Consider the following 15912-nt stretch of genomic DNA (forward strand, 5'->3'; position numbering starts at 1 on the left):
CATCAAACCGCAATCAACAGTCGTCTATCCAAACAGATGGTCATTGATCCTGCCGACAGGAAACTGTCACCTCCGTGACATCTTCCGAGGTGCGGCGGCGCAATTGCATTGTGACAGGGGCGTTTTCTCGCAAATGGCTTGGGATATTCTGGCGTCCGGCTCCGGAAAATGTCGTACGGCATCTGCCGATCGTGGCGCGCGACCGGCGCGGGTCGCGTTGCTGGCGCTCGTCGTTGCCTTCCTCCCGTCGCGCGCGATGGCATTCCCGCTCGGCGGCGACCAGACCGTGCTGCCGGCCGGCACCGAATTTTCCGAGGAGGCGCTGGCGCGGCCGCGCGAGCTCTTTCACTCCGAGGCGATCGGTGGTCACAAATCCTATTTGGTCAATCTCGGCGATCTCGCGTTCAATTCGCCCTCCGTCTTCGGCGGCAAGGCCCGTCAGGCCGAGATGAGCTGCGGCACCTGTCACGTCAACGGCGCATCAAACCCGAAATTGTTCGTTCCGGGCGTATCCTCCCGCCCTGGCACCTTCGACACGACCAGCCTTGTCTTCAATGCGAAGACGTTCAACAGCATCCTCGATCCGGTCCGGATTCCGAGCCTGCGGGGTGCCCGCTTCCTCGCGCCTTACGGACATGACGGGCGCATGACCTCGCTGCGCGACTTCGTATATAATGTCATCGTCAACGAGTTTTCCGGGCCGCGGCCGAGCGATGCGGTTCTCGATGGCCTCGTCGCCTATATCAACGACATCGATTTCCTCCCCAATCCGAAGATTGCGCCGGGCGGCCGGCTTGCCGCGCAGGCCAGTGTTGAGGAACGGCGCGGCGAGGCGCTGTTCTTCAAGCCATTCCCGAAGCAGGCCGAGCTGAGCTGTGCCGGCTGTCATATTCCGGCCGGGACCTTCAACGACCAGCTGCGTCACGACGTCGGATCCGGCGGACTGGTCAAGACCCCCACTCTGCTCAACGCCAACTTCAATGCACCCTACTTCCACGATGGCCGCTACGACAGCTATGAACAGGTCGTCGATCATTTCGATCGCCTGTTCGACCTCGAACTGTCGACCCAGGACACGCAGGATCTCGTGGCCTATCTGAAAGCGGTCGGCGACGGCGAACGCCCCTTCGACAAGGACGGCGTCGTGCTCCGGATGAAGGAAGTGCTTGAACTCTCGAGCGTCCTCGAGGTCGCGATCCCGGCCGCCGATACCGCGGTGGTGTCGCTGGCCGTCACCGGAGTGGGCGCCGAACTGCGTGAGTTGACCGAGCACATCCCCGACATCAGAAACACCTCGATCGGCGGCAAGGACGAGCGGCTCGCCGCCCGCGCGATCCTGAAGGATCTGGTTCTGACCTTGCGTCGCATCGACCTCGAGGTCGGAGCCGGTCGGATCGACGAAGCGATGGCGGAGTACCGCAAGTTTGCCCAGCTGGTGAACTTCGACGTTCCGGTCGCCCTGAAAAAGGCCGAGCCCTGGTCGCTGTTCAACAGCAACGTGCATCAGTCGCACTACACCGCGCTTGGCCGGATGCTGCCAGTGACGAGCCGGCAATCGCAGTAACGCGCGACGCGATCACTGCGAGGCCGGCGGCTCGACCCATACGTCGCTCTGCTGAATCCTGCGGATTAGCGCTTGCGGGTCGAATCTGCGCAGACCTGCGGGCACTTCAAAGATTTGTGCCGGCTGCGGTTCGTCGCGGATGCGATCGGCCGCGATCACCGTCCCATCCGCAGTCTTGATCTGCACCGGAAACCTGCGCGCGCGGTCGACCCAGCCGGTAAAGCTCAAACCGGACGGCGCCTCGATTCGATAGACGTCGGTGTTGCACCCCGCGATTGCTTCCTCTCCATCGCGCTGGCATTGCCATGTCGCAAGATCGACCGGCGCGGACAGCTGCGCGATCGCCTGCCATTGCCGGCACGGGTCATCCAGATCGACCGGAACGAACATCCGGGTCAGCGGGCTGGACTGCCTCGCTTCCATGAAAACATGTGCACCCGGACGGACGAAATACGCCGCAGGCTTGGCCATGTCGATCAGGAAGAAGCCATCCGGCAGTGCCTTTGCTTCGATCCGTGTCTTCTGTTGCGAGACACGGATCGTTCCCAGCATGGCCGTCGCTTCGTCCTTGCGCTCAACGAGATCGGCGGAAAACTGCTGGGCCGCGGCCGGCGTCGGAGCATGGGCCAGGATCGCAACGGCAACCAGGAAGGTCGCCGCGCTCCGGCTCATCGAGCACGTCTTCACATAGCGCTTCATCGCATATTCCCGGTCGACCAATTGGCGGGCTGGCAAAACATGACAGCGCCGACCGAACCATCGGTTCGATCGGCGCCGATCTCAGTTCAAATCAAGACCTCGTCCTCGACGAGGGCTCGATCACTCGGTGTAGGACAAATTGACCGGCTTGCTGAAGTCGAACGCGTCGAACAGGTCAGACAGGGCCGGGCTGTTGGTCGGGACGTACTCGTTGTTCTTCGTGTAGGTCGGGTTCGGCAGGTTGTCGCGGCTGCGGTTCGTGAGCGGCTGGAGGGCCCAGTTGCGTTCGATGAACTTCAGCAGCGAAACGTGGTCGGCGTAGTTGTGGTTGACCTTGCCGCCCGTCGAATAGGGCGAGAGGATCAGGGTCGGGATGCGCGGTCCGTCACCGAAGAAGTCGATCGACTGGGTGTAGCCGGAGTCCCAGTAGCCGCCGGCTTCGTCCCAGGTGATGAAGACCGCAGTGTCGGCCTTCAGCTCCGGATTGTTGTCCAGCGCGTTGAGCACGTTCAGGACATAGGCCTCGAACAGATCAACCTTCGAGCTCTGCGGATGACCGTCGAGCAGACCGTCCGGCTTGCCGAACGACACCGCAGGCAGGGTGTTGTTCTGGATCGCCGTGATCAGATCGGCCGTGTCCTTCATGTGAGCCTGACGCACGGTCGCATTGGCCATGATCGAGGTCGCATACTGGAACGGATTGCAGATCTGGCAGTAGGCAACACCGAGCGCGTGTGCCGGATCGGCAACCGCGGCGGCGCTGAGGTTAGGGTTCGACGGATTGGCGGCGACCGCGGCGTTGGCAAGTGCCACGGCGTCGTTGAATGCACCACCATAGAACGCCCAGGTAATGTTCTTCTCGATCAGCGCGTCACCGATCGTGCGAACCGACGACGGCGGAACGTTGTTGCCGCCCGACAGCGCGCCGTTCGGCAGATAGCCCGGATTGACGTTGTTGAGCATGTAGTAGTGGTTGGGCTTGCAGTTCGGCTCCGCCGCGTACGGCAGATTGTTGAGGTAGGTGACGATCGGCTTCACGCCGGGCTGGAACACGTCGGAGCAGTTGCTCCAATTGCCGTCGACGGTGTAGCGGTTGACCGATCCCGCGACCGGGTTCGGGTTGGCGATCAGGTTCGCCGGCGGCGTCACCGGATTGCCCTTGCCGTCGCTCCAGAAGGCCGCATCGCCGGTGCCGAGCATGAAGTGGTTCGCGCCGGTGCCACCATGGAACGACTGGTGGAAGTTGTCGCTCAGCGTGAAGCGGTCGGCGAGCATCTTCAGGATCGGGGCCTGACCCTGCTGGGCGTTGTAGAAGCCCATCGAGTTGGCCATGCTCTTGTTGGACGCCGAATAAGTCGCCATCACGAACGGGAACAGGTCGTTGAGGCAGCCCGAATTGTTCTTCTTGGTGGCGTTGGCGGCGCTGCAATCTTCCTGCTGCCAATCCTGATAGAAGCGATGGGTCGAGTCGCCGGTGTAGTCGTCGTCGCTGATCTGCTCACCCTGCAGCTGGAACGGTCCGTTCAGACCGCCGGCGCCGGGAATGCGGGTATCAAGCACACCGGTGGGCAGGCCGCTGAAGCCAGTGGTGAGGATGTCGAGATCCGCCGGATCCATGTCCTTCTCGACGCTGGCCTCAGTGATCGTCTTGAACGGAGGCGACGTGTCGCTCTGCGCGGTCGGCGTGCCATTGGTGTTCGGCTGCGGCATCAAATTGGTCGCGTTGTAGGGCGACTTCGCGATCGCCGGCGCACCGATGTAGAAGGACGGCTGGCCCGCGACCGAGTACTGCTGCGCTTGCGCAAAGTTCGGTCCCGGCGTTCCATCCTCGTTGACGATCCCCTTCGACAACAGATTGGAGATGGTCTGCCCCTTGCCCTTCGGCTTGTAGATACCGAACGTGTGATCCAGACCGCGATTCTCGCCGATCAGGATGATGACGTGCTTGATCGGCGAAGCGGTCTTGCCCTTGTCGCCGTGATCCTTGTCGTCATGATCGTGGTCATGCTTGACGCGATCAGCTTCCTGATGCGCCTGGTTGTTGTGATGCGGACGCTTGTCCCAATCACTGCGGCCGCCCGGATAGTGAGCGGCATATGCGGCTGTTGCGACGAGCACCGTTGACGCGATGCAGAGCGCGGTGCTGGTTCGCCAGTGCTTTTTGTAATTCAAACTCATTGTCGACCTCAGGGTGTTTGCGGTTAGCAACACGCCCTGCTTAGTGCGACAGTATGACGCATGGTTTTCGCTTACGTGAAAGCGCCCAAGAATTTTCGAACCGTTCAAAAAATTTCCGCGGAGATATTCTGCTGCCGCACGCTGCGTCTCCGCGATTCAACTCTTCAATTGAAGATCGAAAATAGATGGAGCGCTCCACGCAATAACGCGGAGCGCGAATGCTGTTTGATTCTGCGCATCAATGCGAGACGTGCCTGGAGCGCATCACCTCGCGAAGCGCAGCGTAATGCTGATCATGCACATCCTGATTGAACAACGACCACGGCTCGGCGCTCGCCAAAAGCGCCGGCACCGCGGCAGCCATCAGGTTGCGATAATTCCTGAACTCGTTCGCAGCATCGGCGCTGCGACCCGCCGCAACGGCCATCTCGATTCGCCGCAGCGTGAGCACGAGCTCCTTCAGTCCGTTGCGCGCAAGCACGCGCTGCTGTTCGCCGCCCGATACGCTGGTGTTCTTGCGATCGGGATATTGCTCGGTCAACTCGCGCAGTTCGCGGCCGATCGTATCGACCGCAAGCGCGACGATGTCCTTGTCGCCGGCAGGGATCGCGGTCACGAGCACCGTGGAGAAATCGTTGATCTCCTTCAGCGTTGCCGCGGCACCGTCGCGTTCATAAGGCTGCACGCCGTCGCCGACGGCCGTGAGGTAGGCGACGAGGTCGCCCTTGTCCTGCGCCGAGAGCTCGAGCTGAAAGGTCCGGTCGAAATAATCGACCACCTGGTTGTAACTGTCGAAGCGGCCATCGTGGAAATACGGTGCGTTGAAGTCGGCGTTGCGCAGGGTCGGCGTCTTGAACAGGCCGCCCGAGCCGACGTCATGCTGCTGGTGATCGACGAAGCCGGACGATGGAACGTGGCACCCCGCGCAGCTCAACGACGGATCGTGCCGGAACGGCTTGGTGAACAGCGCTTCGCCGCGGCGCTCCGCGTCGGTGATCTTGCCGGCCAGCCGGCCGGCGGGACCGAGGCTCGGATTGGGCAGGAAATCGATATCGTGAAGATAGGCCACGATCGCATCGAGCGTTGCCGGCGACGGCTCGGGACCCGCGAACTCGCTGGTGATGACGTTATGGACGAAGTCACGCAACGAGGCGAACCGGCCGTCGGCGCCGTAGGGCGCAAGATAGCGGGCGCCGCGCAGGCTCGGGATCCGCACCGGATCGAACGCCAGATTGTTGGCCTTCGGATTGAACAGCGGACCGGTGGTGTCGAACGTGCCGGGCCGGCTCGACATCTTCGGCATGAAGAACTTGGCGTTGTTCGCGCCATTGACGTGACAGGTGCCGCAGCTCACGCCGGCTTGCCGGGCCACCTCGCCTAGCAGCCCCGGCGAATTGAAGGCGAGATCGCCGAGATTGACGAGATACGACTTGGCTCCGGTTCGCTCGGACTGGAACACCTCGCGCGGCTTGTCGAGCGCGTCCTCGTTCAGCTCGGTCGCAACCGGCAGCACCGTCTTGTCGCCGTCGACCGGAAACGCCGCCGCGCGTCCGAGCAGAGCAAGGGCGACGGCGCCGGAGACCAGCGCTGCCAAATGCAGGCGAAGCGATCTCATCGCGCCTGCGCCTCCAGGGTCGGACGCTGCAGCCCGAGCTTTGCCGAGGCGCTCTGCAACGCGACGACCAGTTCCTCGCTGGTCTGGCGCAGATCGGCGATATTGACATGCGGCAGGTCGGGCGTGGCGACGATCGCCTCGAGCTGCTCGATCCGATTCGTCACCATCTCGTCGAGCTTGCCGTCGACCGTATTCAGCGCGGCGGAGAAGATCGTGTGATAGGCGAAGTCGATGCCGGCGATATTGTTGCGCATATCGTCCAGCGAGGTGCCGCTGATGCGCGACTCGCCGCCATCGGCCTTGCTCTCGCCGACTTCGTAAGCGAGCCGCACCGTGCCATCCAGCAGGCCCTGCGGTGTCAGCTTGATATCCTTGAGCTTGCCGTGAAGATCGTTCAGGTGATCAACCAGGCCCGTCGCATCGGTGGCGACATCGGTACTACCAGCTCCGAACAGCTTCGCTTCGATGGCGTGAAACCCGCTGTCGGCGTTGGGCCAGGCGTCGATCTGCGCGTCGAGCTCGGGCACGAAGCCTGCGGTGAACACTTCCGAGCGTTCCCAGCCGGCGCGCGCCGACAACCAAGCCTTCTTGGCACCGGGCAAATCCGCCACGGCAGCGCGCTCGCGCAATGCACGCGCCCCGGCCAGCGCGCTGGCAACGCCCTCGATCAAATACGGCCGATAGCGCTCGGCACCGTCCTCGAGCGCGCCCGCGTTCGCGGCGCGCGCGCCTGCCGACGCTGCTAGCAGAGCCAGGCACGCCGCCACTCGCATCTTGTGCATAGTCAACCCACTCATCTGCCGCGAAGGGCTCGCGGCACGTAGCGGTGCGAACTATTGTCGGTATCCTATGCGGATTTGTGACAGCGCAGACTTTTTGTCGCATCTTTTCTGCTTCGCGATCGTTGTCGACGATCACAATCCCGCAAACGCATCATGCGGCTGCCGGGCAATTGAAAATGCACTGTTCAACGCGCGCGAGTTGTTGCAACACAGTGTGTCCACGCGTCACACTTGTCCCGCCACCATGCCAATCGATCGCGAAGCTCTTTATTTCATTGCATCTTATGGCGCGCTTTGCGTGCTCTGCTGCACCGTCGCGCTGATCGATCTTCGCCACGGCATCATTCCCGATTGGCTGAATCTTGCGATCGCGGTACTCGGGCTTGCCAATGTCGTCGTCACTGAAAGCACGACGGCCGCATTCAGCGCCATGGCGAGCGCCGCCCTCGTCGGCGTCCTGTTCTTCCTGTTGCAGCGCCTTTATTTCGTCTTGCGGCATGTGGACGGGTTGGGACTTGGCGACGTCAAGTTTCTTGCCGCCGCGACGATCTGGGTCGGAGCCTTGGGGATTCCGACCCTGCTGCTGATCGCAGCGCTCGCAGCCCTTGCCGTCGCAGGCAGCCTGCAACTCGCAGGACACGAGATGAAGCGCCAGACGTCGATCCCGTTTGGTCCCTTCCTGGCGCTCGGACTTCTCCTGACGCCGGCCCTGCAGAACTGGCTGGCGTTGAGCTAACGAACCTGCAGTCACCTCTGGATCCGCGCAGCCAACGGCTTCCTGTCGCTGCTGACCGGAACGAGGCGGACATCGCCGCTCTCCTCGGCGCCCGGCTGGGGCAATGAGAGCACGGCATCGTGCTCGTCCTTCTGCATCGTGACTTCGCGCCCGCTGATGGTTCGCAGCTTCCATCCCTGGAAATCGTCGCCGAGCTTCAGCCGCAATGCGCTCTTGTTCGACTGATCGAGGAAGATCCCAAAACTTTCATCGTCGCCCGCGATCGTGCCGACGAGCACCAGCGGCGGCGGCTCGATCGCGACCTTGCGCGGCGGCGGCGGCAACGGTTTGCTCACCTCCGGTTCCGCGACGACGGCAGGCGGCGGTCGCCGCGACGGCGAGAACACCGGGCGGTCGCGAGTGTTAGACAGCGTCTTGAGCGGAATGCCCCACAGCGGATTTGCGCTGAGCGGCCGGGGCGTCGGCGCTGGCGAAGGCGCGACCCGCACCGACGTCACCGGTTCGGACGGCGGCGGTGAACTCAGCACCGGTCCGCCGAGACGGGTATCGTCGAGCAGCCCGGCATCCAGCGCATCGCCGGACCGGTCAGGCATGGCAGCCGGTACGGCCTGGACCGACGCCACCAGCAGCACGATGGTTGCAGCGAAGCGTCGCATCATTTGGCTCCCCGCCATTGGCCGGACACGCCGAGCAGCACACGCAGCTTGCCGGGATCGGCGCCCTTGGCCGCCTCGTCGGCGACGGGTTGCACGACCAGTTGATCGATGAACAGGAACGGCATGCCTGCTTCGAGATCGTAGAGCACCTGCTGCAATTGCGCCTGTTCGATCTCGCTGCTCGCGACCATGCTGATGAAGCCAGCCTTGGCCGGCGCGTTGGGTACGTCGAGCTGCGTCGACAGCACATTGCCGCCGGCCTTGATCACCGCGCCCGACACCCGTTGCAGCAGAGTGGCGCCGGCAACCGTGACGGTCGCCCCCTCGAGATAGGCGGAACCGGTCGGCATCGGGGACTGACCGGGCGCGGTATTCGCCTTGGATCGCCCTTCGAGCTGCTCCAGCATTCCGGCTGATGCCGCAACATCGCTGCGCAGGCCAATGATATCGGACAGCGAGGAGATGACGACGAAGAGCAGCAGCACGAAGAGGCCGAGATAGCTCGCGGTCGCGACCAGTGGCGAAGTGCTGACGGCCGTCAGCGATCGGGATGCTGCGCTCATGAGCCGGACCCAAAGTAGGCTGATATGTTGGCCTCGACGTGGAACCGCTCCGCCGATTCATTCGCGGCGCGGGTCGTCGGTGCGAAGAACGTCGCGCGGGTGAATTGCGGCGACTGCTCCAGCAGGCGGATCAGGGACGGCGCATCCTGGGTCAGTCCCACCACCTGCACCTTGTTGCCCTCGATACGGAGCTCCGTCACGTACGTTGTGTCGGGCAGCACGCGCGAGATCGCTTCCAGGACCATGACGCTCGATGGCGTCGTCTGCTTGCGCTTGGCGAGCAGGCCGATGCCGGACGAGTCGCCATTGGTATCGAGACGCAAGGCGGCGCGGCGCTGCGAGATCCGGTGTTGCAGGTCCTCCTGCTCGGACTGCAGCCATCCGCCGAGATAGATGTTGAGCATCAGGGAGACCGCGGCCGCGGCTGCTGTCGAGATCAGGCCGATGCGCAACAGGCGCGGAACCGCAGGCCCGGCGAGGCCGCGCAGCGATCTGTCGAGCAGCGTCACCTGCTGCTCGGCGCCGTCGCTGCCGACCGCCGGCGCCGAGACCGCAACGGACGCTGCGCCAAATATCCTGGCCATCCGGATCAGCGGATCGACCTTGCTCGCCGCCGTCGCACTGAACGCGACCTCTATCCGGTCATTGGAGATCGGCTGCGGCGAACCCCAACCGAAGACCGCATCGGCGGCGGTCCATGGTGTCAGCCGGTCGACTTGCGCGCGGATCATGCCATCGAGGAAATCGCCGGCCTGGCTCGGGAAATCGAGCACGCGGCTGACGACATGATCCGATCGCAACCGCACCTCGATGCGGCTGCCGTCGAACGCCGTCTTCCACTCCGTTGACAATGGAGGCTGCGGTGCGTCGTGATCGAGCCGGAACGAGACCGGGGCCGACGGCGCGCCGTCCTTCGCCACGGCGAGACGGGCCGTGAACGTTCCGTCGGCGTTTTCATCGAGCTCGACGCTGCGCCGTCGCATGAACCTACCCGCAACGCCATCGACAGCAGTCGCGACCGCGCCGATCCATTGCTCGAACCATTGCCGTGCCTCAGTGAGCATTGCTATCAACCTTTCCTCCGCGGCAGAACCATCGTTCGCGGCTCGGCATCGTTCTGCCAGGACAACACACGATAGGGCTCGACCTTGTCGCCGAGCGCAATCACCGCTTCGGACGTGGTGCGGTGACCGTTGCGGAACCGGATCGAGATCGCGATCCGGTAGCAGGGGCTCTGCGCGGTCGACGCCGCAGCTTGCGGGTTCGGAGCCTGCGATCCGGCGGCGGTGCCGCCGTTCGGCGGCGGAGCCGGCGAGCCGAAGCCGTCCTGTTGCTTTCCCGATGCCTTGTCCACCGCGAGAGCGACTTCCGGCGCGGCGATGGCCGGGTCGACATCCGGACTGCCGTTGAACACCGTCACGAACGGCAACACACGATCGACGAAGGCTTCGGGGATGCCGGCGACCAGCGCCAGCTCGTTGACGTGGGTGAACAGTCCTTGCCGTGGCGCATAGCCGAGCGCGTTGTAGCGCGCGGCCTCCACATTCTCGCTGCCCGGCACCGGCCGGGTCCGCCAGCCGACGATCCGGTCGGCATATTCGGTCGCGGCGTCCTTCCGGGCGCCGAGCACGACGAAGAGGCCGCTCAGCATCTCCTTCGACGCGTAGTTCAGATCGACGCGGCCGGCCTCCGACGTAAAGGTGACGCCGACGCTGGCGTCGTCCAGGCCGAAATGAAACGCCCCGTACTGCGGCCTCGTCTTCTCATCCGTCAGCGTCAGTTGATAGGCGGTGAGCTCGAGCCCCGCCGAGACCAGCGCCTCGGTCTGCAACGACAAGTCGCTGGCCGCCAGCGCTCGCGCCGACGCGGCAAGATAGGCCGAGAAGATGATCGCCAGCGACGACAGCGCCAGCAGGATCCAGAGCACCGCAACGATGACGAAGCCGCGGTTGGGCGGCGATCGGCCGAACTTGCCGGATGCGCCCATTACGTCTTCCCCTGATCCGTAGCAGCACCGTCGGAGCTCTGCTTGTCGCCGCAATTGCCGTCCGGCTTGGTGCAGTCGCTCGGAATCTGGACATGGACCGGCGCGATGGTCGAAACCGACAGGACGCGCTGGCTCGCTGCATCGCGCACGGTCAACCGGATCATCGCCGGCAGCTTGTTGGCATCCTTCCACGCGCCCTTCCAGGCCCGGTCGGGACCGGCATAGGCGAACGACAGCCGATAGGGTGCGCGCAGCAGCACGACGGGGCTGCCGAGATGCACCTGCTCCGACAGCGACACGCCGTCGGCCAGCGGCGTGAAGCGCGCCTGCGACCGAACCGTGACGAACTCGCCGCGATCTCTGACCTCGCCAAGGTGTACCACGTCGAGCCCCGGTCCTGCGTTCGGCCCGACCGACGTGCGCACGAACGTCACTGCCAGTTCCGATCCGTCGAACAGCGGCTTGTGGGTATCGCGGTTGGCGGCAACGAACTCGGCCGCGGCGAGATCGGCGCCGATCCGTTCCAGCGCGATCCCGATCAGCTCGCTGCGCTGAATCCGGTCGAGCCCCCGGTTCCAGCTCGGCAGCCACTGCGCCGTGATGCTGGCGAGTGCCGACAGTAATAGTCCCATCAGCGCCAGTGCGACGATGGTCTCGATCAGCGTGAAGCCGCGCTCACCCGTTCGCGGTGTAATCTTTGCCCGGGTCATTCCGATGACCTCGGCATCAGGCGCACGGTGCGAATGTCGGACAAGGCGCCGCCTGGAGACTTGACGCGAATCCGCACCAGCTCAGGCGCCCAGGGCACGTTGCCCTCGGGCACGGTCCAGTCGCCGCCGAGCGGGCTGACCTCGATGGTCCAGCGGTAGCCCTCCGCCTGCCCCGTCGACGTGCCCGACTGCAATTCGGCGCGCGGCGGAATACCGACCGTCATCAAGGTGCGCACCGCCTGCATCAGCGCGACGTGCTGCTCCATGGCCCGGACGCCGCGCGTCTTGACGCCCATGACGGCGCCGATCGCAACGATCGAGACAGCCACCAGCGCCAGCGCCACCAGCACCTCGATGATGGTGAACCCCGCATCCCAGCGGTTAGTTGGCGGCGACGTCGCGAGCAACGATTTCAACCCTTCCGGTGAGCCAGTTGACGCGGACCTCGTATCCCGCATCGAGCCGCGTCAGCGCGATGGAGCCGCCGCAGGAACCGCCATTGGCGAAGAAGCGGATGGTCGAGAGCGCGGCGCGGCGCTGACAGCTCTGCGGCAGCACCGCATCGAACCGCACGTCATCGGGGATCCGAACCGTCATGCGCGAGGCCCCCGAATGGATCACCCGGCTCGCCGCATCGACCAGCGTCGCAACGCTGGTGCTGCGCTCGATCGCGGCGTTCCGGTCGGCCTTCAGCAGCGTCGCGGTCTGCAGCGCATAGGCCTGCAAGCGCGATCGCGAGGTCTGGTGCGGAATGAACGGAAGCAGCACGGCCGCCAGCAACGCGATGATGGCGAGCACGCACACCATCTCGAGCAGGGTGAAGCCGCGCTGCGCCACATCATTCATGCGCGCCATGCATCCTCATTGGTCGTTGTTGGCGGCCGTCGTCTTCTCGAGCGAAATGTCGGCAGAGGTGCCGCTGCCCCCTTCCTGACCATCGGAGCCGTAGGAGACGATGTCGTAAGGCCCGTGTTCGCCCGGCGAGCGATAGAGATAGGGATGGTTCCAGGGATCGTTCGGAACGTTGCCGCCCTTCAGATAGGGACCGTTCCAGGCGGCGACGCCGGGCGTGCGCCGGACCAGCGCGGCAAGCCCCTCCGCCGTGGACGGGAAACGCCCGGCATCGAGGTAGAACAGGTCGAGCGCGCTGGAGAAGCTCTGCAACTGAATGCGCGCGGTCTTGACCTTGGATTCGCTGAGATAGTTGAGCACGCGCGGCCCGATCAGCCCCATGATGAGGCCGATGATCGCGATCACGACCAGCATTTCGACCAGCGTGAAACCCTCCTGCCCCGTACGTCTGTGCCGTTGCGACTGCGTGCGATCACGTCCCGCTCGCATGGAGAATGTTTCGATGATGGTGTTGCGCGATATCATGACCGATGACCCCTGCTCTAACCGACTAACTGCGTGACCGAGAGCAGCGCCGTCATGACCGATACGATCAGTCCGCCGACGACCGTGCTGATCGTGATGATCGCCAGTGGACCGACGATGCCGACGACACGGTCGAGGCTGCGCTGCAACTTTGCTTCGTAGAATTCCGCGACCCGCCCGGCCAGCACCGGCAGCTGCCCGGTCTCTTCACCGAGCCGCAGCATGCGGACCGCCATCGGCGGCAGGCTGTCCGCCACCGCGAGCGCTTCCGATAATTTTCCGCCATGGCGGACGCGGTCGGCGGCGGCGGTCCAGTTCGCCTCGCTGCCGGTCACTGCCATGATGTCGACGAGGATCCGCAATGCGGCCGTGAGGTTGACGCCGCTGCCGAGCAGGACACCCAGATTGCGGCAGAACAGGCTGGCGCGATAGAACTGGAAAGCGCTGCTGATGCCCGGCACCCGCGAGATGCCGTTGACCAGCGCGGCGCGCACGCGCGCCTGCCGCAGCAGCCACCAAGCGAGGGCCATCGTCGCCGCACTGATCAGGCTCGCCGCCGTGGCGTTGGCGCGCAGGAAATCCGACACCGCGATGAAGCTGGCGAGCGCCGTATCCGACTTGCCGCCGAAATCGCCGAGCACGGTCGAGAATTGCGGCAGCACGAACAGCAGGAAGAACAGCATCACGCCGGATGCCGCGACCAGCACGAAGGCCGGATACTGCATGGCGTCGGTCAGCTTGCGCCGCATCTGCTCGGAACGCGCGCGCTCGGTTCCCAGCATTTCCAGCACGGAGTCGAGTGTGCCGGAGATTTCCCCGACCCGGACCAGAGCGATGTACATCGGCTGGAATAAGGTCGGGTGATCCGCCACCGCATCGGCAAAGCTCTCACCGGTCAGCAACGCGGCGCGGATCTTGGCCACCACCGGACGCATCCGCCCGACATCGGTATCGCCGGACAAAAGCTCCAGCGCATCGTCGAGGCGCGCGCCGGCTTTCAGCAGCAGCGCAAGATCGCGCGTGAACGTGGTGACCTCGACGGCACTCGGCCCGCCGAACAGGCTGCGGCCACCGGCGGCGCCGGATGCGCGCTTGTCCTCGGTGGTTTCGATCGGCAGCAGCTTGAGATATTCGATCCGTCGCGCCACCTCGGCCGCCGTCGGCGCCGAGATCGTGCCATTCACGATCTCGCCGGCTTGGGTCAAGGCGCGATAGCGATAATTCGGCACGGCGTCACCGCACGGTCGCGACGCGGAGGATCTCGGCGGGCGAGGTCAATCCGGCGCGGCATTTGGCGACCCCGTCGTCGAGCATCGTGGTCATGCCCGAGCGGATCGCCACCGTATCGATCTTCAGTCCGTCGGTTCGCTCTCCGATCAGTTCGCGCAGTTCATTGGACAGTTCGAGCAACTCGAACACGCCGAGACGGCCGCGATAGCCGGTCCCGCCGCAACGTTCGCAGCCGCATGGCTCGTGAATGATCTCGTCGGCCTTAAAGCCGAGCGCGGCGAGCCGCGGATCCTCGGCGAGATCGGCGGCTGCCAGCGGCCGCGCCGTCTTGCAGCGCTCGCACAATTGCCGGACCAGGCGCTGCGCGATCACGCCGCGCAGCACCGAACGCAGCAGATAGCCTTCGACCCCGAGGTCGAGCAGGCGCGGCACCGCGGCAGCCGCCGTCTCGGTGTGCAGCGTCGTCAGCACGAGATGGCCGGTCAGCGCCGCATGCACCGCGACATGCGCGGTCTCCGTGTCGCGGATTTCTCCGACCATGATCACGTCAGGGTCCTGACGGACGAAGGACCGCAGCGCGGTCGCGAAGGTCAGGCCGATCGCGGGCTTGATCTGGGACTGGTTGACGCCGGGCAGCTCGTATTCGACCGGGTCCTCGATGGTCAAGATCTTGCGGCTGGGCTCGTTGAGGATCGACAGGATCGTCGCCAGCGTCGTGGTCTTGCCGCTCCCGGTCGGTCCCGTGATCACGACCATGCCATGCGGCAGCTTCAGGAGCCACCGCAGCTTGGCTTCGTCAGGCTCCGAGAAGCCCAGCTTCTCGACTACCAGCAGGCCGCGATCCTTGGGCAGGATACGGATGACGCAGGATTCGCCGTGCTGCGTCGGCATGATCGCGACGCGGATATCGATGTCGGTGCGCCCGGCCCGCAGCCGCGCCGCACCGTCCTGCGGCAGGCGGCGCTCGGCAATATTGAGATTGGCGATGATCTTGATGCGGGAGACCACCGCCTGCGGCAGCACCCCCGACAGCGCTGCGACCGGCCGCAGCAGGCCGTCGATGCGCAAGCGTACCATCAGGCCGGCGGAAAACGGCTCGATATGGATGTCGCTGGCGCGAAGCTCGACCGCCTTCTCGATCAGATCATTGACCGCGCGCACCACCGGCGCGCCGCTGGCGAGATCGCGCAGGCTCTCGATGTCGTCTTCCCGGGGCAGCGCCGCCGCCGTATCGGCGGTCTCGGCCTCTTCAGTGCTGGAGGAGTTGTTCAGCGCGATGGCGACGTCTTCCGACGATGCCACCTTCACATCGATGCCGGCGCCGAGCACGATCTGCGCCGCCCGCAAGGTCGCCTGGTCGGTCGGATCGACCACCGCGAGGACCGTGGCCCCATCGGCCGCCCGGCATGGATAGACCATGGTCTCGCGCAGGAAGCGCGCCGAGAACGCCCCGACCAACGGTTCGGCTGAGGTCATCTCCTGGAGTGTCAGGCGGCCGAGCGCGAAGAAGCGCGCGGCCTCGTCGGCGAATTCGGTCGGTGAAAGGCTGGTGACCTCCCACAGCTTCAACTGCCTGACGTCGGCGCCCTGCCCGGTCCGCTCGGGCGATCCGTCGATCGGCGCCAGGTGATTGTTCTGACGGAGATAATCCACGAACCGAACGGACAGGTCGTTGGCCATTCTCGATATCCCGCCACACTATCCCGGATCAGTCCGTGCCATCCGCCGCAGCGTTCGGCTCCCGGCAATTGTGCGGTTATCGATCCGAAGTGTGACAGCTGTGCGAAGTCACATCGTTTGCCTCGCTCAAGAAAC

16 protein-coding genes are annotated in these 15912 nt (G+C 64.6%); 2 read left to right on the forward strand and 14 right to left on the reverse strand.

The window, feature by feature from the left end:
- Window positions 1-133: 133 nt before the first annotated feature.
- Window positions 134-1564: a cytochrome c peroxidase gene (locus tag XH92_RS38860; RefSeq protein WP_194456751.1), complete on the forward strand. Its 1431-nt coding sequence runs from the start codon at window positions 134-136 to the stop codon at window positions 1562-1564.
- Between the two features lie 12 nt (window positions 1565-1576).
- On the opposite strand, the gene XH92_RS38865 is transcribed toward XH92_RS38860, so the two are convergent.
- The 4 genes from XH92_RS38865 to XH92_RS38880 all read right to left on the reverse strand — a co-directional run bounded on the left by XH92_RS38865 (window position 1577) and on the right by XH92_RS38880 (window position 6838).
- Window positions 1577-2263: a hypothetical protein gene (locus XH92_RS38865; protein ID WP_246788014.1), complete on the reverse strand. Its 687-nt coding sequence runs from the start codon at window positions 2261-2263 to the stop codon at window positions 1577-1579.
- A 120-nt stretch (window positions 2264-2383) separates the two neighbouring features.
- Complete coding sequence (locus XH92_RS38870; RefSeq protein ID WP_194461638.1) at window positions 2384-4435, reverse strand: alkaline phosphatase family protein; 2052 nt, start codon at window positions 4433-4435, stop codon at window positions 2384-2386.
- Window positions 4436-4679: 244 nt separating this feature from the next.
- Window positions 4680-6056 carry a cytochrome c peroxidase gene (locus XH92_RS38875; RefSeq protein ID WP_194456752.1) on the reverse strand — a complete coding sequence of 459 codons (1377 nt, stop codon included), beginning with the start codon at window positions 6054-6056 and terminating at the stop codon, window positions 4680-4682.
- Window positions 6053-6838 carry an EfeM/EfeO family lipoprotein gene (locus XH92_RS38880; protein WP_194456753.1) on the reverse strand — a complete coding sequence of 262 codons (786 nt, stop codon included), beginning with the start codon at window positions 6836-6838 and terminating at the stop codon, window positions 6053-6055. Before XH92_RS38880 ends, XH92_RS38875 begins: the two co-directional genes overlap by 4 nt.
- Between XH92_RS38880 and XH92_RS38885 the strand changes: the two genes are divergently transcribed.
- The gene (locus tag XH92_RS38885) at window positions 6831-7574 is read left to right on the forward strand and encodes an A24 family peptidase (RefSeq protein WP_246788018.1); all 744 of its coding nucleotides are present in this window, start codon (window positions 6831-6833) and stop codon (window positions 7572-7574) included. The two genes, XH92_RS38880 and XH92_RS38885, sit on opposite strands and share 8 nt — an antisense overlap.
- An 11-nt stretch (window positions 7575-7585) precedes the next feature.
- On the opposite strand, the gene XH92_RS38890 is transcribed toward XH92_RS38885, so the two are convergent.
- Genes XH92_RS38890 through XH92_RS38935 form a run of 10 tightly spaced genes read right to left on the reverse strand, consistent with a single transcriptional unit; the run spans window position 7586 to window position 15777 of the window.
- Window positions 7586-8230, reverse strand: coding sequence for a hypothetical protein (locus XH92_RS38890; RefSeq protein WP_246788020.1), 645 nt, complete (start codon window positions 8228-8230; stop codon window positions 7586-7588).
- Window positions 8230-8793 carry a type II secretion system protein GspM gene (gene gspM / locus XH92_RS38895; RefSeq protein WP_224944000.1) on the reverse strand — a complete coding sequence of 188 codons (564 nt, stop codon included), beginning with the start codon at window positions 8791-8793 and terminating at the stop codon, window positions 8230-8232. The genes XH92_RS38890 and gspM overlap by 1 nt, the downstream gene beginning before the upstream one ends.
- Complete coding sequence (locus XH92_RS38900; RefSeq protein ID WP_246788022.1) at window positions 8790-9857, reverse strand: PilN domain-containing protein; 1068 nt, start codon at window positions 9855-9857, stop codon at window positions 8790-8792. The genes gspM and XH92_RS38900 overlap by 4 nt, the downstream gene beginning before the upstream one ends.
- A 5-nt stretch (window positions 9858-9862) precedes the next feature.
- Complete coding sequence (locus tag XH92_RS38905; protein ID WP_194456755.1) at window positions 9863-10780, reverse strand: general secretion pathway protein GspK; 918 nt, start codon at window positions 10778-10780, stop codon at window positions 9863-9865.
- Entirely contained in the window at window positions 10780-11490 is a 711-nt protein-coding gene (locus tag XH92_RS38910; protein WP_194456756.1) for a type II secretion system protein J, read from the reverse strand. Before XH92_RS38910 ends, XH92_RS38905 begins: the two co-directional genes overlap by 1 nt.
- On the reverse strand, window positions 11487-11897 hold the full coding sequence (locus XH92_RS38915; RefSeq protein WP_246788024.1) for a prepilin-type N-terminal cleavage/methylation domain-containing protein: 411 nt from the start codon (window positions 11895-11897) through the stop codon (window positions 11487-11489). The genes XH92_RS38910 and XH92_RS38915 overlap by 4 nt, the downstream gene beginning before the upstream one ends.
- Entirely contained in the window at window positions 11872-12345 is a 474-nt protein-coding gene (locus XH92_RS38920) for a type II secretion system protein (RefSeq protein ID WP_246788026.1), read from the reverse strand. Before XH92_RS38920 ends, XH92_RS38915 begins: the two co-directional genes overlap by 26 nt.
- A 6-nt stretch (window positions 12346-12351) precedes the next feature.
- Window positions 12352-12831 (reverse strand): type II secretion system major pseudopilin GspG, encoded by a 480-nt coding sequence (gene gspG, locus XH92_RS38925; RefSeq protein ID WP_194461643.1) that lies wholly within the window; start codon window positions 12829-12831, stop codon window positions 12352-12354.
- A 53-nt stretch (window positions 12832-12884) separates the two neighbouring features.
- On the reverse strand, window positions 12885-14096 hold the full coding sequence (locus XH92_RS38930) for a type II secretion system F family protein (RefSeq protein WP_194456757.1): 1212 nt from the start codon (window positions 14094-14096) through the stop codon (window positions 12885-12887).
- A gap of 4 nt (window positions 14097-14100) precedes the next feature.
- The gene (locus tag XH92_RS38935) at window positions 14101-15777 is read right to left on the reverse strand and encodes a GspE/PulE family protein (RefSeq protein ID WP_194456758.1); all 1677 of its coding nucleotides are present in this window, start codon (window positions 15775-15777) and stop codon (window positions 14101-14103) included.
- Window positions 15778-15912: the final 135 nt, after the last annotated feature.

This window comes from Bradyrhizobium sp. CCBAU 53421 (genome assembly GCF_015291625.1).
In the GTDB taxonomy this organism is placed as follows: domain Bacteria; phylum Pseudomonadota; class Alphaproteobacteria; order Rhizobiales; family Xanthobacteraceae; genus Bradyrhizobium.

Bases quoted from the DNA above. Each gene is read 5' to 3' on its own strand.
- XH92_RS38875 (WP_194456752.1), bottom strand. From the start codon at position 6,056: ATGAGATCGCTTCGCCTGCATTTGGCAGCGCTGGTCTCCGGCGCCGTC.
- XH92_RS38900 (WP_246788022.1), bottom strand. From the start codon at position 9,857: ATGCTCACTGAGGCACGGCAATGGTTCGAGCAATGGATCGGCGCGGTC.
- XH92_RS38905 (WP_194456755.1), bottom strand. From the start codon at position 10,780: ATGGGCGCATCCGGCAAGTTCGGCCGATCGCCGCCCAACCGCGGCTTC.
- XH92_RS38890 (WP_246788020.1), bottom strand. From the start codon at position 8,230: ATGCGACGCTTCGCTGCAACCATCGTGCTGCTGGTGGCGTCGGTCCAG.
- gspM (WP_224944000.1), bottom strand. From the start codon at position 8,793: ATGAGCGCAGCATCCCGATCGCTGACGGCCGTCAGCACTTCGCCACTG.
- XH92_RS38920 (WP_246788026.1), bottom strand. From the start codon at position 12,345: ATGGCGCGCATGAATGATGTGGCGCAGCGCGGCTTCACCCTGCTCGAG.
- XH92_RS38865 (WP_246788014.1), bottom strand. From the start codon at position 2,263: ATGAAGCGCTATGTGAAGACGTGCTCGATGAGCCGGAGCGCGGCGACC.
- gspG (WP_194461643.1), bottom strand. From the start codon at position 12,831: ATGCGAGCGGGACGTGATCGCACGCAGTCGCAACGGCACAGACGTACG.
- XH92_RS38910 (WP_194456756.1), bottom strand. From the start codon at position 11,490: ATGACCCGGGCAAAGATTACACCGCGAACGGGTGAGCGCGGCTTCACG.
- XH92_RS38860 (WP_194456751.1), top strand. From the start codon at position 134: ATGGCTTGGGATATTCTGGCGTCCGGCTCCGGAAAATGTCGTACGGCA.
- XH92_RS38880 (WP_194456753.1), bottom strand. From the start codon at position 6,838: ATGCACAAGATGCGAGTGGCGGCGTGCCTGGCTCTGCTAGCAGCGTCG.
- XH92_RS38935 (WP_194456758.1), bottom strand. From the start codon at position 15,777: ATGGCCAACGACCTGTCCGTTCGGTTCGTGGATTATCTCCGTCAGAAC.